25 protein-coding genes and 2 pseudogenes are annotated in these 25,151 nt (G+C 40.8%); 13 read left to right on the top strand and 14 right to left on the bottom strand.

Annotated features, from left to right (window positions below; translation table 11 throughout):
* Positions 1 to 152 precede the first annotated feature (152 nt).
* The 7 genes and pseudogenes from RMY63_RS27710 (at position 153) to RMY63_RS27680 (ending at position 7,783) form a co-directional block, all read left to right on the top strand.
* Positions 153 to 1,160, top strand: a complete 1,008-nt coding sequence (locus tag RMY63_RS27710; protein WP_322731773.1) for an SPFH domain-containing protein — start codon at positions 153 to 155, stop codon at positions 1,158 to 1,160.
* A gap of 166 nt (positions 1,161 to 1,326) precedes the next feature.
* Positions 1,327 to 5,792, top strand: a pseudogene (locus RMY63_RS27705) (NACHT domain-containing protein).
* Positions 5,793 to 5,961: 169 nt separating this feature from the next.
* Positions 5,962 to 6,207 carry a hypothetical protein gene (locus RMY63_RS27700; RefSeq protein ID WP_322731772.1) on the top strand — a complete coding sequence of 82 codons (246 nt, stop codon included), beginning with the start codon at positions 5,962 to 5,964 and terminating at the stop codon, positions 6,205 to 6,207.
* Positions 6,204 to 6,608, top strand: coding sequence for a PIN domain-containing protein (locus tag RMY63_RS27695; protein WP_322731771.1), 405 nt, complete (start codon positions 6,204 to 6,206; stop codon positions 6,606 to 6,608). The genes RMY63_RS27700 and RMY63_RS27695 overlap by 4 nt, the downstream gene beginning before the upstream one ends.
* A gap of 174 nt (positions 6,609 to 6,782) precedes the next feature.
* Positions 6,783 to 7,130 (top strand): DUF433 domain-containing protein, encoded by a 348-nt coding sequence (locus RMY63_RS27690; RefSeq protein ID WP_322731770.1) that lies wholly within the window; start codon positions 6,783 to 6,785, stop codon positions 7,128 to 7,130.
* Positions 7,131 to 7,146: 16 nt separating this feature from the next.
* The gene (locus tag RMY63_RS27685) at positions 7,147 to 7,269 is read left to right on the top strand and encodes a DUF5615 family PIN-like protein (RefSeq protein WP_416212557.1); all 123 of its coding nucleotides are present in this window, start codon (positions 7,147 to 7,149) and stop codon (positions 7,267 to 7,269) included.
* Positions 7,217 to 7,783 (top strand): annotated as a pseudogene (locus RMY63_RS27680) (Uma2 family endonuclease). Before RMY63_RS27685 ends, RMY63_RS27680 begins: the two are co-directional and overlap by 53 nt.
* Before the next feature lie 162 nt (positions 7,784 to 7,945).
* On the opposite strand, the gene RMY63_RS27675 reads toward RMY63_RS27680, so the two are convergent.
* Positions 7,946 to 8,476 (bottom strand): type II CAAX prenyl endopeptidase Rce1 family protein, encoded by a 531-nt coding sequence (locus tag RMY63_RS27675; RefSeq protein WP_322731769.1) that lies wholly within the window; start codon positions 8,474 to 8,476, stop codon positions 7,946 to 7,948.
* A 26-nt stretch (positions 8,477 to 8,502) separates the two neighbouring features.
* Positions 8,503 to 8,907: a Fur family transcriptional regulator gene (locus RMY63_RS27670; protein ID WP_322731768.1), complete on the bottom strand. Its 405-nt coding sequence runs from the start codon at positions 8,905 to 8,907 to the stop codon at positions 8,503 to 8,505.
* A gap of 145 nt (positions 8,908 to 9,052) precedes the next feature.
* On the opposite strand from RMY63_RS27670, the gene purS reads away from it, so the two are divergent.
* From purS to RMY63_RS27650, 4 genes are all read left to right on the top strand, one after another.
* On the top strand, positions 9,053 to 9,331 hold the full coding sequence (gene purS, locus RMY63_RS27665; protein ID WP_099102896.1) for a phosphoribosylformylglycinamidine synthase subunit PurS: 279 nt from the start codon (positions 9,053 to 9,055) through the stop codon (positions 9,329 to 9,331).
* 217 nt (positions 9,332 to 9,548) lie between these two features.
* Positions 9,549 to 10,220, top strand: coding sequence for a phosphoribosylformylglycinamidine synthase subunit PurQ (gene purQ, locus RMY63_RS27660; protein WP_322731767.1), 672 nt, complete (start codon positions 9,549 to 9,551; stop codon positions 10,218 to 10,220).
* Between the two features lie 280 nt (positions 10,221 to 10,500).
* Complete coding sequence (locus tag RMY63_RS27655) at positions 10,501 to 11,025, top strand: DUF937 domain-containing protein (protein ID WP_322731766.1); 525 nt, start codon at positions 10,501 to 10,503, stop codon at positions 11,023 to 11,025.
* A gap of 117 nt (positions 11,026 to 11,142) precedes the next feature.
* Positions 11,143 to 11,697 (top strand): pyridoxamine 5'-phosphate oxidase family protein, encoded by a 555-nt coding sequence (locus RMY63_RS27650; RefSeq protein WP_322731765.1) that lies wholly within the window; start codon positions 11,143 to 11,145, stop codon positions 11,695 to 11,697.
* Between the two features lie 149 nt (positions 11,698 to 11,846).
* On the opposite strand, the gene cls is transcribed toward RMY63_RS27650, so the two are convergent.
* From cls to RMY63_RS27620, 6 genes are all read right to left on the bottom strand, one after another.
* The gene (gene cls / locus RMY63_RS27645; protein WP_322731764.1) at positions 11,847 to 13,289 is read right to left on the bottom strand and encodes a cardiolipin synthase; all 1,443 of its coding nucleotides are present in this window, start codon (positions 13,287 to 13,289) and stop codon (positions 11,847 to 11,849) included.
* A gap of 1 nt (position 13,290) precedes the next feature.
* Positions 13,291 to 14,136 carry an endonuclease/exonuclease/phosphatase family protein gene (locus tag RMY63_RS27640; protein WP_322731763.1) on the bottom strand — a complete coding sequence of 282 codons (846 nt, stop codon included), beginning with the start codon at positions 14,134 to 14,136 and terminating at the stop codon, positions 13,291 to 13,293.
* 211 nt (positions 14,137 to 14,347) lie between these two features.
* Positions 14,348 to 15,295 carry a pentapeptide repeat-containing protein gene (locus RMY63_RS27635; protein ID WP_322731762.1) on the bottom strand — a complete coding sequence of 316 codons (948 nt, stop codon included), beginning with the start codon at positions 15,293 to 15,295 and terminating at the stop codon, positions 14,348 to 14,350.
* A gap of 42 nt (positions 15,296 to 15,337) precedes the next feature.
* A complete protein-coding gene (locus RMY63_RS27630; protein ID WP_322731761.1) occupies positions 15,338 to 15,865 on the bottom strand; it encodes a GNAT family N-acetyltransferase in 528 nt (175 codons plus the stop codon).
* The gene (locus RMY63_RS27625; protein WP_322731760.1) at positions 15,831 to 16,487 is read right to left on the bottom strand and encodes a glutathione S-transferase family protein; all 657 of its coding nucleotides are present in this window, start codon (positions 16,485 to 16,487) and stop codon (positions 15,831 to 15,833) included. Before RMY63_RS27625 ends, RMY63_RS27630 begins: the two co-directional genes overlap by 35 nt.
* A gap of 4 nt (positions 16,488 to 16,491) precedes the next feature.
* The gene (locus RMY63_RS27620) at positions 16,492 to 16,776 is read right to left on the bottom strand and encodes a hypothetical protein (RefSeq protein ID WP_322731759.1); all 285 of its coding nucleotides are present in this window, start codon (positions 16,774 to 16,776) and stop codon (positions 16,492 to 16,494) included.
* A 278-nt stretch (positions 16,777 to 17,054) separates the two neighbouring features.
* Between RMY63_RS27620 and RMY63_RS27615 the strand changes: the two genes are divergently transcribed.
* Complete coding sequence (locus RMY63_RS27615) at positions 17,055 to 17,948, top strand: LysR family transcriptional regulator (protein ID WP_322731758.1); 894 nt, start codon at positions 17,055 to 17,057, stop codon at positions 17,946 to 17,948.
* A 149-nt stretch (positions 17,949 to 18,097) separates the two neighbouring features.
* Here RMY63_RS27615 and RMY63_RS27610 read toward each other — a convergent pair whose 3' ends face one another.
* From RMY63_RS27610 to RMY63_RS27585, 6 genes are all read right to left on the bottom strand, one after another.
* The gene (locus RMY63_RS27610; protein WP_322731757.1) at positions 18,098 to 18,739 is read right to left on the bottom strand and encodes a transaldolase family protein; all 642 of its coding nucleotides are present in this window, start codon (positions 18,737 to 18,739) and stop codon (positions 18,098 to 18,100) included.
* Between the two features lie 245 nt (positions 18,740 to 18,984).
* Positions 18,985 to 20,772: an ABC transporter ATP-binding protein gene (locus RMY63_RS27605; protein WP_322731756.1), complete on the bottom strand. Its 1,788-nt coding sequence runs from the start codon at positions 20,770 to 20,772 to the stop codon at positions 18,985 to 18,987.
* A 171-nt stretch (positions 20,773 to 20,943) separates the two neighbouring features.
* Positions 20,944 to 21,243 (bottom strand): hypothetical protein, encoded by a 300-nt coding sequence (locus tag RMY63_RS41925; RefSeq protein WP_416212556.1) that lies wholly within the window; start codon positions 21,241 to 21,243, stop codon positions 20,944 to 20,946.
* A 176-nt stretch (positions 21,244 to 21,419) separates the two neighbouring features.
* Entirely contained in the window at positions 21,420 to 23,198 is a 1,779-nt protein-coding gene (locus tag RMY63_RS27595) for an ABC transporter ATP-binding protein (protein WP_322731754.1), read from the bottom strand.
* Positions 23,199 to 23,364: 166 nt separating this feature from the next.
* Positions 23,365 to 23,571 carry a type II toxin-antitoxin system HicB family antitoxin gene (locus tag RMY63_RS27590; RefSeq protein WP_322731753.1) on the bottom strand — a complete coding sequence of 69 codons (207 nt, stop codon included), beginning with the start codon at positions 23,569 to 23,571 and terminating at the stop codon, positions 23,365 to 23,367.
* A complete protein-coding gene (locus RMY63_RS27585; protein WP_322731752.1) occupies positions 23,555 to 23,821 on the bottom strand; it encodes a type II toxin-antitoxin system HicA family toxin in 267 nt (88 codons plus the stop codon). The genes RMY63_RS27590 and RMY63_RS27585 overlap by 17 nt, the downstream gene beginning before the upstream one ends.
* A gap of 526 nt (positions 23,822 to 24,347) precedes the next feature.
* On the opposite strand from RMY63_RS27585, the gene RMY63_RS27580 reads away from it, so the two are divergent.
* Positions 24,348 to 25,118, top strand: coding sequence for a pentapeptide repeat-containing protein (locus RMY63_RS27580; RefSeq protein ID WP_322731751.1), 771 nt, complete (start codon positions 24,348 to 24,350; stop codon positions 25,116 to 25,118).
* Positions 25,119 to 25,151 lie beyond the last annotated feature (33 nt).

The following is a 25,151-nucleotide window of genomic DNA, read 5'->3' as shown; positions in this document are numbered from 1 at the left end:
AGTTAGGAGTTAGGAGTTAGGAGTTAGGAGTTAGGAGTTAGGAGTTAGGAGTTATCCATCTCCCCCTGCTCCCTCATCTCCCTCATCCCTTTCATCTCCCTCATTCCCCATTCCCTACTCCCTCTTTCATATTTAAAATTAGGAGATTTACAATGGAACAGTTTTTTTTACTAGTATTTTTAGCTCTTGGTGGTTCTGCTGTGGCAGGTTCTGTGAAAGTTGTCAATCAGGGTAATCAAGCTTTGGTGGAAAGATTGGGTAGTTATAACAAAAAACTGGAACCAGGACTAAACTTTGTTGTTCCTTTCTTAGATAGAGTTGTCTACCGAGAAACTATCAAAGAAAAAGTCTTAGATATTCCTCCCCAACAGTGCATCACCCGCGATAACGTTGGCATTGAGGTGGATGCAGTGTTTTATTGGCGCATCGTGGATATGGAAAAAGCCTGGTACAAGGTAGAAAATCTCCAGTCGGCAATGGTAAACATGGTGCTGACTCAAATTCGCGCTGAAATGGGACAACTAGAGTTGGATCAAACTTTTACTGCTCGTTCCCACATCAGTGAACTTTTATTACAGGATTTGGATGTTGCTACCGATCCTTGGGGTGTAAAAGTGACACGGGTAGAACTGCGAGATATTATTCCGTCTCAGGCAGTGCGTGAATCGATGGAATTGCAAATGTCGGCAGAACGACGCAAACGGGCAGCAATTTTAACTTCTGAAGGCGATCGCGAAGCTGCTGTCAATAGCGCCAGAGGTAAAGCTGAGGCACAAATCTTGGATGCGGAAGCTCGTCAAAAATCGGTAATTTTGCAAGCTGAAGCCGAACAAAAGGCGATCGTTCTGAAAGCTCAAGCAGAACGTCAGCAACAGGTTTTAAAAGCCCAGGCGATCGCAGAGTCATCAGAAATTATTGCCCAAAAGCTCCACAATAACCCCAATGCTAATAAAGCAGTGGAAGTTTTGTTTGCTTTGGGTTATCTCGATATGGGCGCGACAATTGGTAAAAGCGATAGCAGCAAGGTGATTTTTATAGATCCGCGTTCCATTCCTGCTGCTTTAGAGGGCATACGTTCTGTCGTTTCAGATGGTCAGGTTAACTCTAACGAATTGTTTTCTAAACAAATCCCAGGATTAGAAAACAATCGCTCTAGTTAAGAATGGGGAGTGGGGAGTGGGGAGTGGGGAGTGGGGAGTGGGGAGTGAGGAGTTAGAAGTTAGGAGTGAGAGAGATTAGGAAGTAGAGATTAATATCTTCCCCATGCCCAATGCCCAATGCCCAATGCCCAATAACTAATGACAAATGACTAATGACTAATGACTAATGATAATTACCCCAGAACAGGTCATCAACGCGATTATTGCGATCGCTAATCCTTTAATTAAGGAAAAGATTCAGCGCAATGAGACTGTAATTAAATTACTTCAGCAGTTTCACCTCGACCCAGAGCATCCACCAGCAGATTTTAGTGGGGTTTATGCATACACATTGGTAGAGTATGGTGTTGGCAAACCCAAGCCTTTTTTAGAACTTTTTCGCCAAGAAGCCATAAAAAAGGCTTTCCACAAAGCATTTTACCATAATAACCCCTCAATTTTGCTTTCTGAGGTTGATGCTTGGCTTGATGCATATTCGTTGGGTGATGACATTAGAAGTTTGGGAATTGACATTAGACGGGAAATTGCCGCGTTTTATATTGTGTTTGCGGAAGTTGCTAAACGCACTCGCAACCCAGCAGATACACTAATGAGTCAGCAAATTGGCTCTTTGCAAAAACACATTGTAAATATCCAAGAACTACTCGACAGATTGCCGACGCTGGAAGGTATTCGTACAGAAATGGCGCGGTTGGCTGCACAAAATTCCCCCGCACTGCTGGAGGCTAAAACATCTCCCGACAATCAATGTCGAGCCATAGCTTTAGCTCAACAAATGCGCGGCTGGTTTGAAACCTTGGGCTATCGCTTTGAAAAGTATGAAATTTGGGGTGATTCATATTTTGAGTGGATTATCAATGTACCAACACGGCGTAACCGATATGACCGCATCCTCATCCGGGGAATTGAAGGCGAAGTTGGACTCAAGGATGTCGCTGTTTTGCGTTCTTCTGTGGAGCAGCAGAGAACTGATGAAGGTTGGTTAGTAACAGCCAGACGGATTGCACGAGCGGCGCAAAATGAGGTAGAAAAGGAGGAAAATCGCCACTTAGGTTGTTACACTTTTGACGAACTGATTGACCAAGATGCTGATTTCAGCGATTATCTCGATTGGTTGTCAGCAGAAATTATCCAACGGCAAATAGATACAAAATACGTTCCTTTAGCTTGCACAAAAGAGGAAATTGACCCCGATACTAAACAGCGCATCGGTATCAGTCACTATGGCGATCGCGATGGTTGGATTGATGGTTATATTGATATGTGGTTGGACGATCCCGCCAAAGAGCATATTTCTATACTAGGAGAATTTGGTACGGGGAAAACTTGGTTTGCTTTCCACTATGCTTGGGTGGCATTGCAACGTTACCGAGATGCCCAAAAACGTGGTATTGAGCGTCCCCGTTTGCCTTTGGTAATTACGCTGCGGGATTTTGCCAAAGCGATAAATGTTGAGAACGTTTTGGCGGGGTTCTTTTTTACACAACATAATATCCGTTTAACTAGCGAAGTATTTGACCAGCTGAACCGCATGGGTAAATTGCTGCTAATTTTCGATGGTTTTGACGAAATGGCAGCAAAAGTTGACCGTCAGCAGATGATTAATAACTTTTGGGAACTGGCAAAAGTGGTGGTTCCCGGTGCTAAAGTTATCCTGACTTGTCGTACCGAACATTTTCCCGACGCTAAGGAAGGACGTGCTTTACTCAATGCCGAGTTGCAAGCATCTACTAAGCAACTGACAGGAGAAACACCGCAGTTTGAAGTGCTGGAACTGGAGAAATTTAACGACGAGCAAATTCGACTGGTGTTGTCGCATCAAACGGAAACTGCAACGGTTGAACAAGTAATGGGAAATCCGCAATTATTGGATTTGCCCGTCGTCCGGTGATGACAGAGTTAATTTTGGAAGCTTTGCCAGATATTGAGGCGGGTAAACCTGTAGATATGTCGCGGGTTTATTTGTATGCAGTGCGGCGGAAAATGGAACGGGATATTAAGAGCGATCGCACGTTTACTTCTTTGGCAGAAAAGTTATACTTTTTATGCGAACTTTCTTGGGAAATGCTGTCTAAAGATGAAATGAGCCTCAATTATCGGCTTTTCCCTGACAGAATTCGGCGGTTATTTGGTTCAGTGGTGCAAGAAGAGAAGGATTTAGACCACTGGCATTATGACATGATGGGGCAAACAATGCTCATCCGCAACGCTGATGGTGATTATACTCCAGCGCATCGGTCGCTGTTAGAGTTTTTTGCGGCGTATAAATTTGCGGCAGAGTTGGGAGCATTGGCTAGTGATTTTACGGAATTAGCGCGGGTGCGGTTCCAGATAAATTATGATATTGCGCCTGTTGATTATAGTTGGTCTTCTTATTTCAGTCGTCAGGTAGATGCATCTGGAGAAATTTTACCAACTGCGGCATTGAAGGGATTTCTAAGTGAATCGTTGGAGAAGTTGAGGGTGACTTTTGGTAAAGCACCTTTGACGAAAGCGGTGATGGATTTATTGGTAGGGATGATTAATGTTGAGGCTAAGGAATCAGTAATTAATGTGATTGAGGGGACGAGGGGTAAAAGTGAGGATGAAGTTGGTTATGTCGGCGGAAATGCAGCGACAATCATGGTGAAGATGGATAAAGCTGCGTTAAAAGGGAGAGATTTTAGTAGTGCAGTGATTAAAGGAGCAGATTTTACTAATGCTATTTTGCATAATGTTGATTTTGCTGGGACTAATCTAAGTAGTTCTACTTTTACAAAAGTCTTAGGTACTGTCTTATCAATAGCATTTAGCCCAGACGGACAGATTATCGCTACAGCAGATGCTAACGGTGAAATTTATTTATGGCGGGTTGTAGATTGTAAACGACTTTCAACATTAGAAGGACATATTGATTGGGTACGAACAATCGCCTTTAGTCCTGATGGTCAAATGCTAGCTAGTGGTAGTCAAGACTTCAAAATAAAATTGTGGGATATTCGTACAGGTAGATGCATTAAAACTTTAAATCAACATACTGATAAAATTCATTCTGTTGCTTTTAGCCCTAATAGCCAGATGCTAGCTAGTAGCCAAGAACAAACAGTAAAGTTGTGGAATATTAAAACAGGTGAATGTCTCCAAACTTTACACGGTCATACTGGTAGGATATATTGTGTTACTTTCAATCCTAATAGTTGGATGCTAGCTAGCGGCAGTGGAGATTCGACAGTAAAGTTGTGGAATATTAAAACAGGTAAATGTCTCCAAACTTTACACGGTCATACTAAGAGAGTCGGTTCAGTTAACTTTAGTCTTGACGGTAAAATCCTTGCTAGCAGCGCTAGCGATCATACAACACGACTTTGGGATGTTCATACTAGTGAATGTATACAAATTTTACAGGGGCATACTAACAAAGTATGGTCAGTAACATTTAACAAGAGCGGTGAAATAGTAGCGACTGGAAGCGCTGATAAAACAGTAAGACTATGGGATGCAAAAACTGGAAAGTGCATTCAAATATTAAAAGGACATATTGATTGGGTGCGTTCTGTGATTTTTCACCCACAACATAATGTCTTAGCCAGTGCAGGTGATGACCAAACAGTAAGATTCTGGGATATTAATAGTGGTGAATGTTTTCAAGTTTTGCAAGGGTATCATCATTTGGTATTGTGCGTTGCTTTTACTCCTGATGGTAAGACTTTAGTCAGTGGTAGCAATGATGGTCTTTTGAGATTATGGAATGTTAATACAGGTGAATGCTGCCAAATTTTACAAGGTCACAAAGCATGGGTAACATATACAACTATTAGTCCAGATGGGCAAATGCTAGCTAGTGGAAGTTCAGATAGAACAGTAAAAGTTTGGAATCTACGTACTGGTAATTGTGTAAAAACTATAGAGGCAAGCAATAGTTGGATTTTACCTACTGTATTTAGTCCCAATGGTCAAGTCCTGGCTTTAGCTGACAAAACGACAATACAGATGTGGAATATCTCTACTGGTGAACATACTAAAATTTTACAAGGAGATACAGCTTCCCCTTGGCTAAAATCTATAGCTTTCAGTCCCGATGGTAATTTGTTAGCTACTGGAAGCGAGGACTGTAGGATAAAACTGTGGGATATAAACACTGCTAAGTGCATCAAAACTTTGGAAGGACATATTGATTGGGTTTGGTCACTTAGCTTTAATGCTGATGGGCAGATATTAGCAAGTGGTGGTGGTAACTACGATAAAACTGTAAAGCTATGGGATATAACCACTGGTGAATGCATTAAAACTTTGCAAGGGCATAGTAGCGATGCCAGGTTCGTTACATTTAGCCCTGATGGGCAAATTATCGCCAGTAGCAGTTACGACAGAACAATAAAGTTATGGGATTTTCATACAGGTGAGTGTTTGAAAACTTTGAAAGAACATATTAACTGGGTAGTATCTATTTCATTCAGCCCTGATGGAAGAATTATTGCTAGCGGTAGTGAAGATGGAACAATAAAACTTTGGGATGTCAAAACGGGGAATTGCATAAAAACTCTGATACCCGAACGACCTTACGAACGTATGAATACCGCAGGTATTAAAGGTTTAACCTCATCCGAAAAAGCTGCGCTCAAAGCGTTAGGTGCAGTGGAAAATGTGGAATAGTTTTTAGGTGATACCTGACAGTAAGCCAGGGCAATGTCTACGACGGGCTACGCTTACGCACTTATGATGGTTGTAGTGATACTCCAAGTGCTAGGGACTGTGGAAAATTAAGTCAGGAATTGCATAAAGCGCGATAATAAAATCATAGGTTGAATGAAAAAATTAAAAAATGACAGTCAGTAAAGAACACATCAAGCAAGAATTAGACAACCTCAACGAAGAACAGCTAGAAGAAGTTGCTGATCTTATTACATCCCTTAAACTCCGTACTCAAACAATCGAGAAAACTCCAAAAAAACGTCTCAGTGAATTTTATGGTGTTTTACATACAACTATTGCCAATCCAGGTAAAGAAGCAATTCGTCAAATAGTTGGCGTAACTTTAGCTCAAAAAAATTCCACTGAGAAATCATGACTAATTTGTGGGTAGATGCTAACATTCTGCTCCGTTTTCTCACTGGAGAACCACCTGATTTAGCACAACGAGCTTTAGGACTAATACAAAAGGCTGAATCTGGAGAAGTTACGCTCCGACTTTCGCCAATTGTCGTCGCAGAAGTTATTTGGGTTTTGTCTTCGTTTTATAAATATTCCCGCGTACAAATTGCTGAAGTTTTGTTGCCTTTAGTCCTTGCAGAAGGAATTTTATTAGACGATTTAGAACAAGTAACAGCAGCCATTGAACGCATGGCTAATGCTAATGTCGATTTTATCGATGCTTATTTAGTAGAAATTGCTCGTCAAAAAGGAGAGACAATAGTTTCTTTTGACAGAGATTTTAAGCGTTTAGAAATTGATTGGGTTCAACCAGAATAGATAGATGCAAAAATGGAAATAAATTTTAGGTGATACCTGACGGTAAGTTTGCGCTAACGCACTTTTGTAGTGAAAGGTTTTGGTTGTGCGATGTCTAAGACGGGCTATGCCTACGCGTTTGTGTAGTAAATTTTCAAACCCCGTTAAAATATAGTTAATCTTAGATAGTTTCCAATGACAGCCCAAGAGTTAGAAACACAGTTACTATCCCTAACACCAGCCCAAAAGGTGGAAGCAATTTGCATCTTAACCCAAGGTATTAATACTAATAATCATGGAATTACCAAAACCCCTGGTGTAATGGGTGCTGATGCTTGTATTGCCGGAACACGTATTCCTGTTTGGTTGTTGGTAAGTTATCGACGACAAGGTGCTAAAGATGCTGATATTCTAGATCAATATCCTCAACTTAGCGCAGCTAACTTGGTAACAGCATGGCTTTATGCTGAAGCTTTTCCTGACGAAATTGATACTGCTATTCACGAACAAGAACAAGCTGATGCTATTTTAGATGCTTCTTAAAATATCCTGTTAATGTATGGTAAGGTTGTTAGCAGATGAGCAGTTCCCCCGTAAATCAGTAGAATTATTACGTACTTTTGGGCACGATGTTATCACCATACAAGAAGCAGGCAAAGCGGGAATTTCTGATGATTTTTAACGGGCAAATATACCAAAAACCTATGCCACAAGGAAAACATAGCACTTTACAAATTGAATTAGCTTCTGCGATAAATCAAGTTGCAAAACCGAAAAAGTTAGCTTATGCCTTTACTGAATTACGCTGCACGTTTAGCTGACTTTCGATAGTACCAGATATTGCTGTGTTTGAATGGGAAAGAATTCCTCTGGATGCAAAAGGTAGTGTTGTGAATAAATTTGAGATTCCCCCAGATTTGATAATTGAAATTCTCTCACCAGAACAATCACCCAACCGAATTATCCGCAAAATTACATTTTTTATTCAAAATGGAGCAAAGCTAGATTGGTTACTCGATTTTGCTGATGAGTCAATCATGATTTTTGAACCCAGTAAATTACCAGAATTAAAAGAACAACAAGATATCTTACCCGTTTTGAGTGTTTTGGAAAATTGGCAATTAACAGTTGCAGATGTATTTAGTTGGTTGAGTTTTGTTGAAATGCAGTTTTGTATATTCTTTAGTGATATCTAAAAAATTGCTTGTTGTGGAATTCAACGCCCGAAACTAAAAGCTTTGATAGTTCCAAGGTACTGTAGTATTTGATTGTCTCTAGAATAGTATGCTCAATACAAAGCTGCTCAGAGTAGTAAGTTAAAAGTATGTTTAAGCCAACATATAGTATTCTGACAAGCTCTAGTAATTAAACTTAGCAAATCCTCCTAATAAAATTATCCAAATGACAACAGCTAGCCAGTGAATGATAACCGAAAGCCAAATAGAGCCAGATGCTAAGTAAGCGATCGTACATATAGCTCCTAACAAAGCTGCCAGGATTAGAAAGGTAGGCTCCATAAAAACTTCACGACCACTAGGATTCCAAGTTATTCCCTGAAGTGGGTGATACATGATAAAGGCTGTCAAAGCAATCGTCCCCCAAATAATCTGTGTCTTGATTGAAGGCTTTTCGATAGGATGAGGCAAAAATAGAACACGAAAAACTATTTCCTCACTTAATCCGGGGATAAAAAAGGAGAATGCAACAAGTTTTACAATTTCCTTCCAAGATTTTTGTAAGATATGTACCTGGAGAAAATCTGACTTAAACCCGATAAATAATAAGAAAATTGTTAAAACTATCAGAGGTAATCCTAAATGTAGTACATGAGCAGCAGTAGGAAAAGTAGATAGTGCAGTATAAAGCCGTTTTCTGAGCAAATTAATCATTCGATATTCCTTGTACTAATTAATTGCTATTGACTAATCCCAGTAGCTTGATTTTCCTGGCATTGACTACACAACCCAAAAAACTCTAAGGTGTGGTAAAAAACTTTAAACTTATGGCTTGATTCTAACTGGTCTTCTAAGTCATGAACTGGGCATTGATTAATCGGAATTGAGACACCACATTGCAAGCAAGTAAGGTGGTGTTTATCTTGTTGTGCTAGGCTATAGAGGGCTTCACCGTTAGCTAAATTCCGCACTTGTACCATGCCTTCTAGTTTTAAGGCTTCTAGAGAACGATAAACTGTTGCTAAACCCATGCTCTGATTTGTATTACGTAGTTCTACGTAAATATCTTGGGCAGAAATGCCTTTTTTGATAGTTTTCAGTAGGTTGAAAATACGCTCTTGACTGCGGGTGCGTATGGCTCTCATAGACAATTATTTAAGTATGCCACTGTAGTTTGAAGCTGTTAGATGAGCTAATCGATCAATTAACTTTAACGGCTTCGTAATCTTATTTTCACTCAGTTGGAACAGAAAGTTATAGTATAGCGATCGCAGCATTCAGCAAAAGCCCGTGCAAACCAAGTATCTAGCCAAAATTTTCGTGACCCTTCGTCCTTCAGTTTTAGACCCCGCTGGTGTGGCAGTACAATCCGGTCTTAAGCAACTGGGATACGATAACGTTGACCAGGTGCGGATTGGCAAGTACATTGAACTCACCATCACCTCAACTGAAGAGAAGAAAGCGCGTAAAGACCTTGATACCATTTGTGACCAAATGCTATCAAATCCGGTAATTGAAAATTACCGCTTTGAATTAATTGAGGTCGAAACTCAAACTGGGGTATTTTAGGGATTGGGTATAGGGCATGGGGCATGGGGCATGGGGCATGGGGCATGGGGCATGGGGCATTGGTAAAAGACTAAGGAAGAGGGGGAGACAAGGAAGAAACTTGTTTAATAATTCTCCCTTGTTCCCCTTGTCCCCCTTGTCCCCCTTGTCTCCTCGTCTTTCCTGCTCCCCTGCCTCCCCACTCCCCACTCCCCACTCCCCACTACCCTAACTAATCATGAAATTCGGTGTTGTTGTTTTTCCCGGTTCTAATTGCGATCGCGATGTTGCTTATGTAACCAGAGATTTACTGGGGCAACCAACGCGCATGGTTTGGCATCAAGAAACAGATATTGCTGATTTGGATGTCGTGATTATTCCTGGTGGCTTTAGTTACGGGGATTATCTGCGCTGTGGTGCGATCGCACGTTTTTCACCTGTGATGCAGCAGGTTGTGGAACACGCCCAAAAGGGTAAGTTTGTCCTCGGTATTTGCAATGGTTTTCAGGTATTAACTGAAGCTGGACTTTTGCCAGGGGTGTTGACCAGAAATCGGGATTTGCATTTTATTTGCGATCGCATCCCCTTGAAAGTTGAGCGTACTAATCTATGGACGCAAGCTTATACAACTGGTGAAGTCATCACTTTGCCTATTGCCCACGGAGAGGGGAGATTCTACGCTGATGCAGCCACTCTCGCAGAAATTGAAGATAACGGGCAAGTCATATTTCGCTATGAAGGGGAGAATCCCAACGGTTCATTGAACAACATTGCCGGGATTTGCGATCGTCAAGGCAATGTGTTGGGAATGATGCCGCACCCAGAAAGGGCGTCAGACGCAATACTGGGAGGTAGTGATGGCTTGAGGTTGTTTCAAGGCTTGCTAGAGAAGGTAGCAGCATTAGCGTAAAGCAAATAAGTTGAGCGTTTTGCGATCATTGTCTGAAAGATAAATGAACATTCTTCTACAGACGGCGATTTATTTTTTACGAAGGACGCATTAGTACGGGTTTGGGGTTAGCGATGCCTGCGGCGGGCTATTTTGACTTTTGAATGAGTGATTTTTGACTTCCGCCTTGCGGTACTAGCGGCGTGTTTTAATCTTTTATTAGGCTTACAAAAGTCGGTGGACACAAAAAACTTCAAGCCAGTTTTGGCAAGTTTTTGAGAACAAAGAGAGAAACAAACTTATGGGACTTTTCGATCAAATTCTTGGTGCAGTTGCTAATCCCAATCAACAGGGGAGTTTAGGTCAAATAGGAAATATTGTTAATACTGTACAACAGTTGAGCGATCGCACAGGCGCAGATCCTTCTACTATCCAATCTGTTTTGTCTATTGTAGGTGGTCAAGTGCGTTCTGCTTTACAAGACAAACAAGCCACAGATGGTAATGAAGCTACACAAAATTTAGTCAGTCAATATGCTGGTACTTCTCCCAATCCTCAAGCCGTCAATTCGTTGTTTTCTCCTCAGATTCAACAGCAAGTAGCTGAAGTTGCTGCCCAGCGCACTGGGTTGGATGCTGGTATCGTTCAACAATTGCTGCCTTTAGCAGTACCTTTGGTGCTAAACTTTTTGCAATCAGGCGCTAATGCTCAAAATCCCCAAGCTGGCGGAAATCCAGTCCTAAATTCCTTCTTGGATGCTGATGGTGATGGTGATGTTGATATCGCTGATGCTATCCAAATGGCTAGTCGATACATGAGACAGTAATACTTTTTCCTACTTCTTTTCCGATAAACCAGACATCAGTAATTATACCTTGCTAGATTTTTAGCTAAGACATAGGCTGAAAACATGATAAATTTGCAAATATAAATCAGACAGTCTATGTCTAAATTCTTTGACTATATTACTGAGGAACTGCAAGACTTTATTGCTGCCCAACACCTTTTCTTTGTTGGCTCTGCACCTTTGAGTCCTACGGGTCATGTTAACCTGTCTCCTAAAGGTCAGGACTGCTTTCGCATCCTCTCTCCCAACCGAGTAGGTTATGTAGACCTCACAGGCAGTGGTAACGAAACATCAGCCCATTTGCAAGAAAATGGGCGGATAACCTTCATGTTTTGTGCCTTTCAAGAACCTGCGTGTATCTTGCGTCTTTACGGTCAAGGAACCACGATTTTACCGAGTTCTCCAGAGTGGGACTCTTTGTATTCTTTGTTTTTGCCGATACCTGGAACTCGTCAAATTATCGTCGCTGACATTGAAAAAATCCAGACTTCCTGTGGTTTTGGCGTACCACTCTATGAATATCAAGGTCAGCGCCAGACTCTAGTAAACTGGGCTAGTAAAAAAGGCGAAGAGGGAGTTCGAGAATATCAACAGCGGAAAAATCTCGTCAGCATTGACGGTTTAGCAACACCACTGAGTAAATTACCCTAACTTTGCCTGATGGATTATTCTATTCATCTATGCAAGCCTTGGTGATTAGGACATCAACAGATGATAAAACTTAGACAGAAAAAGACTTTTCACCCAGTCCCCAGTTCCCAGTCCCTTGCTATATTAGATGTAGGGGCAATTATTAGTGATTAAAGTAAAGGAGTCAGCAATCGAGAGACTCTTACAGCTAACTTGAACCAAAAAGGTTTTTTATCGTACTCATTAAGATCGACAGCAACACAAACAGTTAAATCATCCTCTAACATCTTTTTCACACTTTGGACAAACCCAGGCTCGGTAACAAAACCCATAACTTCAAAATTTAGGGAAAAAGAGCGATTATCTAAGTTAACAGTTCCTACCCCTGCTAAATTTTCATCAATGACTATAATTTTCTGGTGCATAAACCCATTTTTGTAACGATATAACTTGATACCAATTCTTTCCATTTCAGTGTAGTAAGAGAAGGAACATAAATAAACAAATAAATGATCGGGTCGATTTGGTAAGAGAATTCGCACATCGACACCTCGCATTGCTGCCAGTTTTAAGGCTGACAATGTTGCCTCATCTGGCACAAAGTATGGACTAGCAATCCAGAGGTGAGTTTGAGCTTGATTAATTAGTTCGACGAAAAAAAGCTTACAAGCTGGTAGCGAATCTGCGGGCCCTGTAGGAAGTACGAATACAGTTTGATTAATTTCCCGATTAATTTTCACTTGCCAGTTAACTTCGATAAGTTTTCGAGTTGCCCAATACCAATCTCGCACAAAGGAATTTTGTAGGCTTTGTACACTTGGCCCTTCAAGAATGATATGGGTGTCGCGCCAGGGACTCAAGCGAGGGTTTTTTCCTAAATATTCATCACCAATATTCAGTCCACCTACAAATGCAATTTCTCCATCCACTACCAAAATTTTCCGATGATTGCGAAAATTAAATTGGAACCGATTACCCTGACCTTGGGTGGTGTTAAATGCACTCACTCTAATTCCATGCTGTTGTAGAGATTGGATATAAGGGCGAGATAATTTCTTAGAACCAATTTCATCGTAGAGAAAATAGATGTTTATTCCTTGCTTGGCTTTAGCAATCAACGCTTCTTTAAACTCATTACCTGATTGGTCATCGTTAACAGTATAAAATTGAAACAAAATGTAATTTGTCGCCGATGCAATCTTTTTCAGCATCGCTTCAAAGGTTTGCTGACCATTAATCAGTAATTCGGCAGCATTGCCTGATGTGAAAGAAATTTCTGTAAAAGCCTCGGCTAATGGTTGCAACTCGGCTAGATTATCTGGTGGTGCAACCTGAAATTTAGTCAGTTCACTATAAGTCGAATGAATAAGCTGGTAGTGTTCTGCATAGACTGAACGCAGTGTTTCAGCATATCCATGAAATTTAGTTCTTCCTAAAACCCAATACAACGGAATCGCTAGCCAGGGAAAGGTAATTAGAGAAATGCTCCAGGCAATTGCCCCTTGGGAAGAACGCACATTCATCACTGCATGGGCTGCATGTGCAACTCCCACGACATGAACAACAACTGTAGCTGTGCTAAAAATAGCTAAAACACCACCATCTACAAGCATCTTAATTTTTTTGAGTATTGGTATAAGTAAATTCTGCCAGCAATGGTTTATGATCGGATGAACAAATTTGGTCTAGCACTTTCGCACTGGCTTTTTTTGCGCTGATATCTCGATAAAAGATATGATCTAAAGGGGGTGATAACAGGAAGCGTTTAATTTTCTCCTTCTCATCAAGTGCGAAAATTACAGGTGTTAATCCTAATTGAGTGGTTACTTGATTGAGAATAGCTGCTCTTTTTCGACTCCAAGTATTGAAATCTCCTGAAAATATTAGTGGCCCCCGATGTGTAGATAAGGCTTGCTCTAATTCATTTAGCTGGATTTTAAATTTATTTAAATCTACAAAATTTATCAGGTGAGTATTGACAGTCAGGAGAGTTGTATTTTGTTCAGATAGCAGATACTCAGTAATCAAAGATATTTTAGGAGTTTTAACAATCGGTTCGTAATGTTTAGTAGTGATAACTTTTTTTGTAATTGGTTTGATTGTCGAGGCTGTAAAAATTCCTGAATAAGTTTGATGATGAATATCTACAAAATTAGGAGCAAAACTCCAATTCATTTTCAACCATTTTGCCCATTCTTCTGCCTCTAACTTTAAAGAAAATTCTTGTAGAAATATCAGGTTTGGTTGATAAGCGGCAATTATTTTTGAAAAATCTTCTAACCAAGCGTTATTATAGTTTTGTTTAGCAATATTCCAACTAAGAACTTTAATTGATTGACTATTAATTTTTGTTTGCAGTGAATTATTTTTATTAATTGTGAGTTCTTGTAAACGAAAAAATCTATAACTAGGAATAAATTTTGTAAAAAGAGTGTTTATGTGTTCTTGAATATTAGGCATTACTAATATTAAAATTGATTTAGAAACCATTATAAAGTAAATCTAAAGATTTACTTTATAAATAGCTTGTTACCAATTAAATTATAGTTTAAACAGAGGTACAAAGGTTGCGATCGCTCTTTAAAAAGAATAAGCATTTTTGCTTCTTGAACGGCAACCTTTTACCTTAATGGGTGGGAAAAATTACCTTGAAGTCTCAAAAATAAGCTGACTATCTTTGAAAACATCCTTTCTTAATTTTACTAAAGATAAAAGGTCGCCCTAAATACTCTCCTAACCTAGTTTTGCAAGCAGGTAGTCCTAATTTGGCGCGAAACTCTTCGTTATATACCGCTTCTTGCCAATTTTGTGCCAATTTAATTTGCTCGGTTGTCAGATTTTTAACATGACGAAAGTCTGTTCTATCTACGCTACTTTGAGTAAAGTCAACATCACGAAGGTTAGCACCTCTTAAATCATTTCCATCCAATTTTGCAACATTTAATCTAGCACCACTTAGATCGACATTTCTTAAGTCTACATTGACGATTGATTCGCTGTAGCTTAAATCAGCATTTTGTAAGTTTGCCGAGTGAAGGTTAGCATTGCCGAAGCTGGCGTAAGATAAATTAGCATGATTTAGATTTGCTCCCGCTAAATCTACATTTGTGAGGTAGGTACTTTTTAAGTTAGCACTACTTAAATTCGCCGCACGGAGATTACTATCAGAAATAAATAAGCCAGAGAGATTAGTACCAGAAAAGTTAACTGATTGTAAGTTAACTTTCTCTAACGAAACTTTATAATCAACATTACAACTGAAATCAATATCACCGATTTCTGAGAATCCAGATTCTCCATGATCATCTTCAGATTTATCAGTCCATCGCATCTCTGCTTGGCGTAGATCAGCCCCTTGTAAATTTGCACCATCTAATTTAGCATCTGTCAGTTCAGCTTCTCTTAAATCTGCTCCAGCTAAATCAGCATTTGTTAAATTAGCACCACCTAAGTCACACTTGGGACATTTTTTAGTTGTTAGTAACTGCTTTATATGATTGGGATTTGAAATTCTTTTAGCCTCACAATCTGTACAACCAGAAAGGAAAATAAGTAATAGAGATGATGCAATTAATATTTTTAGGTTCAGAAGTGCCAAAACTGACTCAATCTTATCCATCAAATCTTATTTGTAGGCGCGAGTATTGTAATACCCACCCTACTATAATATCTGACCATCTAAGCGACATAATTTTACTTTATTCATAATCTTTGCACCTATTCTTTCATAAAAATTGATTCCACGCTCGTTAGACACAGCTACAGTCCAATCGATTCTGCCACAACCTTTTTCTTTGCCAATTTGGCGCAAGCGTAACATGAGTGCTTGACCAACTCGGTGGCTTCGATATTCAGCTTTGACATATAAATCATCCAGCCAAATTCCAGGTTTTGCTAAAAAAGTTGAATAGATAAAGTGATAAGTTGCCAACCCAATACTATCCCCATCAACCTCAGCCAAAATAACAAAAGCAAGGGGCTTTTCTCCAAATAAATCAATTTCTAGCTTTTGAGGATTTGCTTCTACAGATTCAGAATAACCATCAAATTCAGCTTTCAAATAAATCAATTCCATAATTGCAGGAATATCTTTTTTATTTGCATCTCGAATTAAAATATTTCTACTTTTCATCTTATCGCTATCTGCTATTTCACTAAAACTCAAATTGGGAAATAATTTCTGTCTCATTTTTTGCTGCATTTATCCACTCTTGCATTGCTGGAAGTGCCAAAACCGACTCCACATAATTTCTAGAAACAGTATCTAACTGCACATCATAGGCGATAAACCGCAAGACAACTGGAGCAAAGAACGCATCGGCAATCGTGAAATTACTAAATAAAAAATTGCCACCATTGCCAAACTTTTGACGTGATTGTTGCCAAATATTAGTTATGCGGTCAATGTCTTGTTGTACGCCTAATTCTAAACCTTTACCAGGATATTTAGTACGGCAGTTCATCGGCATATTCTGACGCAAGTTTTGAAACCCTGAGTGCATTTCCGCACTGATAGAACGGGCTAATGCTCTTGCAGCCTTATCCTCTGGCCACCATTGCAGATTTGGAAATGTTTCCGCTAAATATTCAGAAATAGCGAGAGAATCCCACACCGTTTGTGTATCGTGCAATAACACAGGTACTTTTCCTGATGACGAATATTGCCGAATTTTGGATGAATAATCTGGGTTGTTATAAAGAGGAATCCGAATCTCATTGAATTCCAAACCAAATTGCTTCATCGCTAACCAAGGACGAAGCGACCAAGATGAATAATTTTTGTTGCCGATTACCAAAGTAAGTTGTGTCATATTTTTAATACCTATAAAGCTGTTCAATCCACATACACACATCAGTTTCGGAACCTGAAGAGAAAGATTTTCCGGTTACAGGGTCGTAAGCTTGCCAATAGATATTACCGTGGCGGTCAACCTTTTGCCAAACTTGTAATTCATGATGATCTACTAGGAGTTTTTTGACAAAATTTTCCCAAATCAGATGCAGAGATTCCCAGAAGTTTGAGTGGATTTTTTTCTCGAATGACGGACTACAATTTATTTCTATATCTTCTGTTGATAGACACCTAATGTCATTATTCATAAAATTATTCTGAAAGTTGCTCAGTAAATAAAACAGTAACAACATCTCAGTTAGGAATCAAATCATAGCTTGCATAGCTTCTATAAATAGGATTTATAGATATTAAAAATCACTATAGCGGTTCTCGGTTGAGTAGGTACTGAACCCCACCCCCAACCCCCTCCCCGCAGGCGAGGAGGGGGCTATGATGTACCTTGTATGATTAGGAAACGCTATAATACAACCTTTTTGCCACAATAAAGTCAGGATGTGTATACCCTTGTTCTCATCAATTGCCGATGAAACTCTCCCAACTCCGAGCCATAATTGCAGTCGCAGATTGTGGTAACTTTAGTGAGGCAGCCTTAGAATTGCAGCTTTCCCAACCTGCAATTAGTCATGCCATTGCCACCCTAGAAGAAGAATTGGGTGTGCCATTATTTGCCAGAGGTCGTCACGGTGCTGTGCTGACACCTGCTGGAGAGCGCATTTTGTATCATGCGCGTCAAGCAATGCAGCATCTAAAGATGATGCAACACGAAGCAAACCTACATAAAGGTTTACACGGTGGTCATGTGCGAATTGCGGCTTTTCGGAGCGTCGCTACTCATCTATTACCAAAAGCGATCGCTCAATTTCACAATCAATTTCCAGAAATTGCTGTCACAATTATAGAGTGTGCTGCTTTCACAGATGTAGAGCAGTGTTTGCATGATGGACGTGCCGATATTGGTATTACCTGTCTGCCAACTGGTGAAGAATTTGAAACCTGGGAAATTTTTCGGGATGAGTATGTAGCTTTACTACCACCAGATACCAAAATTAGCAGTCCGCAAATTACTTGGGAAGACATAGCAGCCTATCCACCAGTTTTGCTTCCTTGTACACCTTGCGGACGCATTCTTCACAACCACCTGAAAACTTTCGCAATTCCAATCAATACTGCTACCGACATTCAAGAAGATTCTACAGTCGTTAGTATGGTGAATCAAGGACTGAGAGCAGCTATTATGCCTCGTTTAGCAGCTGTACCCATTCCTCCAAAGGTGCAGGTATATAGTTTACCTGCACCGCTCGAAAGAGTCATTGCAACGGCAATTTTATCTAATGCCCTGCAAGTGCCTGCGGTATTCACCTTTTTGGAGATGTTGAGTAAATTTGATTTTTATAGTTTAGCTAAATTCACTTATTGAACGCATATAACAATCCGATTTGATTCGGAGAATTACTCGTAGAGACTGAGGACTGGGGACTGGGGACTGGGGACTGGGGACTGGGAATAAGGAATAAAGGTGTACCTAGCTTCGCAAAAATCAAATATGAGTCCTATACAAATTACGAATTAGTAATTAGTTAAACCGATGCCTCCTTTAGCGAATTCTTCAACGGTTTTTTGTGAGAATTCATGAGTTGCGATCGCCTGCAACATTGCAAGTGGTAAAGTTAAATGATTGGCCCCGGCTTGCAACGATGCAGCTGCTTCTTCAGGAGATTTGATACTAGCTGCTAAGATTTCCGTATCACTACCTTTGAGTATGCTAGCCATATCCCGCACTAAGGCAATACCATCACCTAACAATCGGGTAGCTCGGTTGACATAAGCTATAGCAATTTTAGCTCCTGCTTCCCGTGCTACTGCTGCTTGGGCTGCACTATAAATCGCTGTCACCGAACAGGTAATTTCTGGTGATAGACTCGCCACCACTTCAAACCCTAATGGTGTTGCGGGAATCTTCAAAATTGTTTGTGAACCAATAATCTCGAAAGCTTTCCTACCTTCAGCTAGCATCCCAGCTTTATCGGATGCCATAAGTTGATAGTATAACGGGCCATTTGTCAAGGCGACCAATTTTTTGAGCGTGGTTTCTGGTGGAGTATCGCTTTGAGATAACAACGTGGGATTTGTTGTAATACCTTTTACCCATCCCCAAAGCTTAACAACTTCAGCTTCCGATGCGATCGCTGAGTCTAGATATAGTGCCATACTTAATTCCTCACTTTTCCTACCTGCATTTCTCCTGCTACACACCCTACATCGTCCAGAAGTTCTGCACTGATATTTCTGCCGATCCCTATCAGATAAGAATTTTACCTGTTTATCTATACTTTTTTAAATTTAGTAGTCTTTAGTTATATCATGTCCACTAGACATCTGCTGAAATGACGTAGGCACAATTCATGAATTGTGTCTACCAAGGATTTCGGGCAACGCAGAATTAATTTTCACTCCTATGTCTCTTGTTCTGCTGCACCCAGTTGCAGAGCATACAAGTTGGCATAGACACCCTGCTGATTGACGAGTTCGGCGTGAGTACCCTGTTCCACAATTTGTCCTTGCTGAATTACTAATACCCGATCTGCTTGAGTAACTGTACTGAGACGGTGGGCAATTACGAAACTGGTACGATCTTGGAGCAAACGAGCGATCGCATTTTGTACTAGCGCTTCTGTGCGGGTATCAATGCTGCTGGTGGCTTCATCAAGAATCAGAATTTGAGGATTAATTAATACCGCACGAGCAATACTGATTAGTTGTCGCTGTCCTTGGCTCAGAGGCGCTCCCCGTTCACCCAATTGAGTTGTATAACCCTGTGGCAGTGAGGTAATGAACTCATGTACATTTGCTAGTTGTGCAGCCGCTTCAATATCAGCTTGAGTGGCGTAAGGAGCGCCAAAAGCTATATTTTCGGCGACGGTGCCGGTGAACAAAATATTGTCTTGCAGGACGATGCCAATTTGACGGCGTAGACTTGCTTGAGTCACGCTACGCACATCAAGATCGTCAATTTTCACTGCACCGCTTGATACATCATAAAAGCGCAAAATCAAGTTAATAATTGTACTTTTTCCTGAACCAGTTGGCCCGACTAATGCAACCATCTGTCCGGGATAGGCGTGCAAATTCACTCCTTTGAGAACCATTTGATCTGGGTTGTAGCCAAATTTGACATTCTCGAATGTTACCTCACCTTGAATTGGCGGCATTTCTATGGCATCGGGTGCATCTTTGAGTTCTGACGGTTCATCTAGTAATAGAAAGATTCGCTCTAATCCGGCGAAAGCAGATTGAGCTTGGGTGTAAAACTGGCTAAGAATTTGGATAGGGCGGAAGAACTGCTGGACGTAAAGTAAAAAGGATGTCACTACACCCACTGTTGCAGCTCCTGTTACCGCTAGATAACCGCCATAGGCTAGTACACCTGCTGTTGCTAACGTGTTGAGAAAATCGATAGAGGGCAAAAAGGCTGAAGTAATTGCCACAGCCTCAACGTTGGCATCTCTATTGGCGGCGTTAAGAATGTTAAATTCTGTGATATTCATCTGTACGCGATTAAATGCTTGGGCTTCTCGCACGCTGCCAATATCTTCTTCTAACTTGGCAGAAAGTTCCCCAATGGTTTGTCGCGTGACGCGAAATCTGGCTCTTGCCCAACGTGCAAATAAGCTTGTAGTAAAAATCATCAGTGGTACAACTAGATTGCTTAACAAACCGAGTTGCAGGTTGATTGAGAGCATCGCAATCACAATGCCAATTAAACTGAAAGTGTTGCCCAGCATTTGGGCGATTGTCAGTCCAAAAGCTTGATTCACGGTGTTGACATCATTCAGCAATCGGCTCATTAAATCGCCTGCTTCGCTGCGATCGAAAAAGCTGAGTGGTAGACTTTGGATTTTAATGAAAATATCTTGCCTCAGTTGAGCCAGCAATCGCTGCATAATCCAGCCGACTCGAATAATTTGACCCCGAATTGCTAAGACGCCAAGTCCATAGTTCAGCCCTAGTAGCCCTAATAACAGCAGCAGTCCTTGCAAATTCCCTTGTGCAATCAGATGATCGATTGACCAGCCGATAAAGAATGGCCCAACTGCCTGAGTTATGGCACCAATTGATACTAATGTGATGGCGATAGGAATTTCTTTGCGATAAAGTAGCACGTATTGCAAAAAGCGCCGCAGGGTGGAAAGTTGCTGACTTGCATTTTCCTCAGATGCAACAACGGGAATAGTGCTTCTCATAAAAATTTGGGATTTTAGATTTGGGAGTAAAAGGGACTGGGGACTAGGGATTGGGAATTGGGATTAAAAGTCTTTATTAGAAAGCTGCGATCAAATTTTCCTGCTAAAGTAATTATGCTATGGCGCTTCTGGGTTGAGTGTAATACAGACCTAACAAGAACAGGCCCTTGCCTACAAGGTATGGGAGTGAGGTTTTCCTAGATCCCGTGAAAAGTCAGCATTGTCAGTCGAAACAATGGCATTGTTAGTCGAAACAATGGCATTGTCAGTCGAAACAATGGCATTGTCAGTCGAAACAATGGCATTGTTAGTCGAAACAATAGCATTGTCAGTCGAAACAATGGCATTGTTAGTCGAAACAATGGCATTGTCAGTCGAAACAATAGTATTGTCAGTCGAAACAATGGCATTGTTAGTCGAAACAATGCCATTGCATTGCAACTCTAAAAGACTTGTGTGTACAGGGAGCATCCCAATGCAAGCAAATTTACTAAGTTACCAGGTAGTCATTGCGAATGGAGTGAAGGGCTTGTACCCTCAATGAACCAATTGACAATTACGTCCGCAATTGCGAATTGCGAACTGCGAATTGCGAATTGTTTGGTCAAGGTGGATTGCGTCCAAACTAGAACCGCTATAATTGGAGATCATTTTTTCTCCTTTGGGTTTACCTGAGATTCTAAAATCACACCATAGAGTGGGCTGCTTTGCATCAATTCTTCGTGAGTACCTTGTGCTACTAATCGTCCTTTATCTATGAGAAAAATGCGATCGGCATTCTGGATGGTGCTAATGCGTTGAGCCACTACAAAAGTTGTACAAGCTTTTTGGCGCATTAAACCATCTAGTTCGGCTTTAATTTGGGCAGCAGTTTTGGCATCTATAGCCGAGGTACTATCGTCCAAAATCAGAATGCTGTAATCGGTTAGTAAAGTACGAGCGATCGCAATTCGTTGTTTTTGTCCACCAGATAAGCCCACGCCCCGTTCACCCACAAACGTGTTGTAGCCATTGGGTAGACCGCTAATAAAATCGTGTATTTGGGCAGTTTTGGCAACCTGAATCACCTGCTCTAAGGTAGCATCAGGTTTTGCATAGGCAATATTTTCGCGGATTGTGCCAGAGAAGAGGGTGGTTTCTTGAAATACAATGCCAATACGCGATCTCAGGCTTTTGAGTGTGAAACCTGTTACATTTCGTCCGTCAATCCGAATTGCCCCATTTGTGACATCGTAAAAGCGGGGAATCAGGTTCATAATTGTGCTTTTTCCTGAACCAGTCATTCCGAGAACGGCGATTAGCTCGTTGGGCTTGGTTTCAAAGGATACTTCTTTAAGAGCTTCGGTTATCGCTCCTGGATAGCGAAAAGAAACATTTTCAAAGGTAATTCTACCACCGCAGGTGTCAAATGGAACAGCACCTGGGCGATCGCGAATTTCTACCTCTGCATCCACAACTTCATAGACACGTTCGGCGGAAGCAGCTGCTTGAGCGATCGCGGGTGCGGCAAATCCAATCAATAAAATCGGTTGGAGAATCAATGCTAGGTAAGAGTTAAACGCCACCAGTTCGCCAATGGAGAACCGATTTCCAATCACCTGCGCTCCCCCGTAGCCGAAAACCGCCAGTGTTACTAAATTACTCAGCAAAAAGATCAATGGGAAGGTATCACGGATGGCGCTAATGGTCTTCATGTTTGCCTTGAGTAGGCCATCATTCAGAGTTGTATAACGCGACCTTTCGGTTGACTCCCGTACAAAAGCTTTCACTACCCGGATTCCTAGCAAGTTCTCTTGCAATACAGCATTCAGGTTGCTCAGTTGCTCTTGTACTTGCCGAAAAAGTTTGTTATTTCGGTTGATGAATCGTGCCATCAACCATGCAGCCATAGGTACTACTGTGAGGGTAATAAGGGCTAATCGCCAGTTCATCACCAGCAAAAGCACCGAAATACTTACCAATGTCACAATTGAACCGACAACCTGAATTAAGCTAGTGCCAATAAAGGTACGAATCTGCTCAATGTCGCTGGTGACACGGGTTAGCAGTTGGGAAGTCTGCGCCTGATCATGAAAGCTGAAACTGAGATTTTGAATTTTGCTGAAAATTTTGTTTCGTAAGTCATAAGCAACACCCTGAGATACTGCTTCTGCTAGATAGCTTTGTCCAAAATTAAATACCCCACGAGCGATCGCCGCAACTACCATCCAGGCGGCGCTGTATAGCACAATTTGGAGATTTTTTGGCGCGATCCCCTCATCAATTCCCCACCGAAATAGTTGTGGAGTGACAGCGTTGGCGATCGTCAACAGCAACAGGCTGACTAATGCTCCCAGTGAAGTCCACCTGTAAGTGCTTAAACTTCTAAGCACGCGCTGGGTTGACTTTATCGACGAAGTTTCCTGGAGTTCTGGTTGCTGAACCAATGGTATTTACCCCTGTATCTTTGGAAAATTATCTCCTCCTTTGATTGTATAAAACCAATTGGCCAGTTGAGGTGGGGAATTTTTCTTATCCGTATCTAAAATGGTGTGAAATATTTCTGAATAATGCTAAAAAATTACTTGGACTTGGTTTGTGTATCAATTAAATTTACATCAAACGCAATCTAGGTTCAGGAACTGGACGCCCCAAATCCTTAGCAGTTTCTATCCATTCCTGCACAACTAATTCTACATTATGCAGGGCTTCTTGATAAGTATCACCGTCAGCAGCACAGCCTAATAATTCTGGTACTTCAGCAATAAAGGCTCGATCTAATTCACTCCAATAGAGAATAATTTCATACCGAAACATCATTTTTGCTTCCTAGCTTATATTTGAGAATCACTGCCCGTACTTGTTTAATTTGATAGCTTTTGGCTTTTCCTCTTTTATGTTGCAGGTTCAATATTTCCTCAACATCGGCTTTGACAAAAATACGATGATCGCCACGAATTCGTTCTTCAAAGCCTAGTGTATATAAAAGTTGCCACAGTTGGGCGAAGGGGATATCTGTATCAGAAGTCCCAGAGAGAATTTTTTCTAAGAGTTTGTCTTGCTGACTCACGTTTTTCTGACTGCCTGAATGTTTCTATAGTCTCATATTTATTTAAAATCAGGGTATCCCAAACCAAATCTATCATTTTGCTGCTGAGTAAGAGCATCGCTGATGACAATGACTAGTCCAGTTATTAGGGCAAACTTTAGGCTTGGATACTGCTCTACTAATTTACTTGATTTTAAAAAGGACTAATTATTTAGATGTTACAGATGCTTTCTTTGAAGCGATATTTTGCAGTAAGTTTGATTTTATGATCCTAGCTTCGCCTTTAGTGGAGTGTATCATTTATCTTGACAACTGGTGCTTATTTACCCTTGTTATTGGGGTTGTCAGTCTTAATATCGGTTCAATTTATACTTTCACGACTTTTCTACAATCCTTTAACGTAACGTTCCACAGGAAAGGTATCGCCAATTTATCGGTGATATAGGCAACTACAGAGGGCAAATTGTTGAGATTGCTCATATCATAATGCTGAGGTATAAATCCATCTCAGTTAATATTGATGTTGAGTAAAAAATATTACAATACTATGAAAATCCAACTTCTAAGTGCAGTTGCATTTTTAACCACGATGAGTTTGACAACAACCGTACAAGCAGCAAATTCTGAAGATGTTAAACAGTTATTAGCAACCAAACAATGTCAAAACTGTGATTTGACGAGTGCAGGTTTAGTGATGGCTGATTTATCTGGAGCCAATTTGAGCGGTGCTAATCTCACAGGTGCTAACCTCAGCCGCGCCAACTTGAGCGGTGCAGATTTGCGGGGTGCAAACTTAAGTGGCGCGAGTTTATTTGGCGTTAACCTGAGCGAAGCTAAATTTAATGGCGCAAATTTGACGGGTGCTGATTTGAGAAATACTTATTTAGCAAATGCAGAACTAACTGGCGCTTACTTGAATGGGACTAACTTCCAAGGTGCAGTTGGTATACCATCACAAATTGCTTCACCAGCAGAATTTTATGCTTTGGGTGTAGCAGAAGGGCAAAAAGGCAACCAACAGCAAGCAATCAGTTATTTTAATCAAGCGATCGCAATTAAACCAGAATATGCGGATGCTTATCTAGCTCGTGGTGTCGCCCGTTACCAAATACTAGATAGACAAGGTGCATTCCAAGATGCTCAAGTTGCAGAAAAATTGTTTACATCCCAAAACAATAGCACTGGAACCCTAACAGCCCAAACTTTTATAAAAGAACTGCAAACACCCGTCAATGAAAAGGTAAGTACTGGTAAGCCCAACTTCGTTGACTTTTTGGGAAGTATTGGCTCAGTCTTGCTTCAGTTCTTCCCTTTTTAAAGGGGATAATAACAAATGACAAATGACAAATAA

The organism is Nostoc sp. ChiQUE01b (genome assembly GCF_034531255.1).
Classification (GTDB): Bacteria; Cyanobacteriota; Cyanobacteriia; order Cyanobacteriales; family Nostocaceae; genus Nostoc.
This window is presented reverse-complemented; position numbering and strand designations above follow the sequence as displayed.

Excerpts from the sequence above, each read along its gene's own strand:
- RMY63_RS27710 (WP_322731773.1), top strand. The coding sequence starts at position 153 with ATGGAACAGTTTTTTTTACTAGTATTTTTAGCTCTTGGTGGTTCTGCT.
- RMY63_RS27700 (WP_322731772.1), top strand. The coding sequence starts at position 5,962 with ATGACAGTCAGTAAAGAACACATCAAGCAAGAATTAGACAACCTCAAC.
- RMY63_RS27695 (WP_322731771.1), top strand. The coding sequence starts at position 6,204 with ATGACTAATTTGTGGGTAGATGCTAACATTCTGCTCCGTTTTCTCACT.
- RMY63_RS27690 (WP_322731770.1), top strand. The coding sequence starts at position 6,783 with ATGACAGCCCAAGAGTTAGAAACACAGTTACTATCCCTAACACCAGCC.
- RMY63_RS27685 (WP_416212557.1), top strand. The coding sequence starts at position 7,147 with ATGGTAAGGTTGTTAGCAGATGAGCAGTTCCCCCGTAAATCAGTAGAA.
- RMY63_RS27675 (WP_322731769.1), bottom strand. The coding sequence starts at position 8,476 with ATGATTAATTTGCTCAGAAAACGGCTTTATACTGCACTATCTACTTTT.
- RMY63_RS27670 (WP_322731768.1), bottom strand. The coding sequence starts at position 8,907 with ATGAGAGCCATACGCACCCGCAGTCAAGAGCGTATTTTCAACCTACTG.
- purQ (WP_322731767.1), top strand. The coding sequence starts at position 9,549 with ATGAAATTCGGTGTTGTTGTTTTTCCCGGTTCTAATTGCGATCGCGAT.
- RMY63_RS27655 (WP_322731766.1), top strand. The coding sequence starts at position 10,501 with ATGGGACTTTTCGATCAAATTCTTGGTGCAGTTGCTAATCCCAATCAA.
- RMY63_RS27650 (WP_322731765.1), top strand. The coding sequence starts at position 11,143 with ATGTCTAAATTCTTTGACTATATTACTGAGGAACTGCAAGACTTTATT.
- cls (WP_322731764.1), bottom strand. The coding sequence starts at position 13,289 with ATGCTTGTAGATGGTGGTGTTTTAGCTATTTTTAGCACAGCTACAGTT.
- RMY63_RS27640 (WP_322731763.1), bottom strand. The coding sequence starts at position 14,136 with ATGCCTAATATTCAAGAACACATAAACACTCTTTTTACAAAATTTATT.
- RMY63_RS27635 (WP_322731762.1), bottom strand. The coding sequence starts at position 15,295 with ATGGATAAGATTGAGTCAGTTTTGGCACTTCTGAACCTAAAAATATTA.
- RMY63_RS27630 (WP_322731761.1), bottom strand. The coding sequence starts at position 15,865 with ATGAGACAGAAATTATTTCCCAATTTGAGTTTTAGTGAAATAGCAGAT.
- RMY63_RS27625 (WP_322731760.1), bottom strand. The coding sequence starts at position 16,487 with ATGACACAACTTACTTTGGTAATCGGCAACAAAAATTATTCATCTTGG.
- RMY63_RS27620 (WP_322731759.1), bottom strand. The coding sequence starts at position 16,776 with ATGAATAATGACATTAGGTGTCTATCAACAGAAGATATAGAAATAAAT.
- RMY63_RS27615 (WP_322731758.1), top strand. The coding sequence starts at position 17,055 with ATGAAACTCTCCCAACTCCGAGCCATAATTGCAGTCGCAGATTGTGGT.
- RMY63_RS27610 (WP_322731757.1), bottom strand. The coding sequence starts at position 18,739 with ATGGCACTATATCTAGACTCAGCGATCGCATCGGAAGCTGAAGTTGTT.
- RMY63_RS27605 (WP_322731756.1), bottom strand. The coding sequence starts at position 20,772 with ATGAGAAGCACTATTCCCGTTGTTGCATCTGAGGAAAATGCAAGTCAG.
- RMY63_RS41925 (WP_416212556.1), bottom strand. The coding sequence starts at position 21,243 with ATGCTCCCTGTACACACAAGTCTTTTAGAGTTGCAATGCAATGGCATT.
- RMY63_RS27590 (WP_322731753.1), bottom strand. The coding sequence starts at position 23,571 with ATGATGTTTCGGTATGAAATTATTCTCTATTGGAGTGAATTAGATCGA.
- RMY63_RS27580 (WP_322731751.1), top strand. The coding sequence starts at position 24,348 with ATGAAAATCCAACTTCTAAGTGCAGTTGCATTTTTAACCACGATGAGT.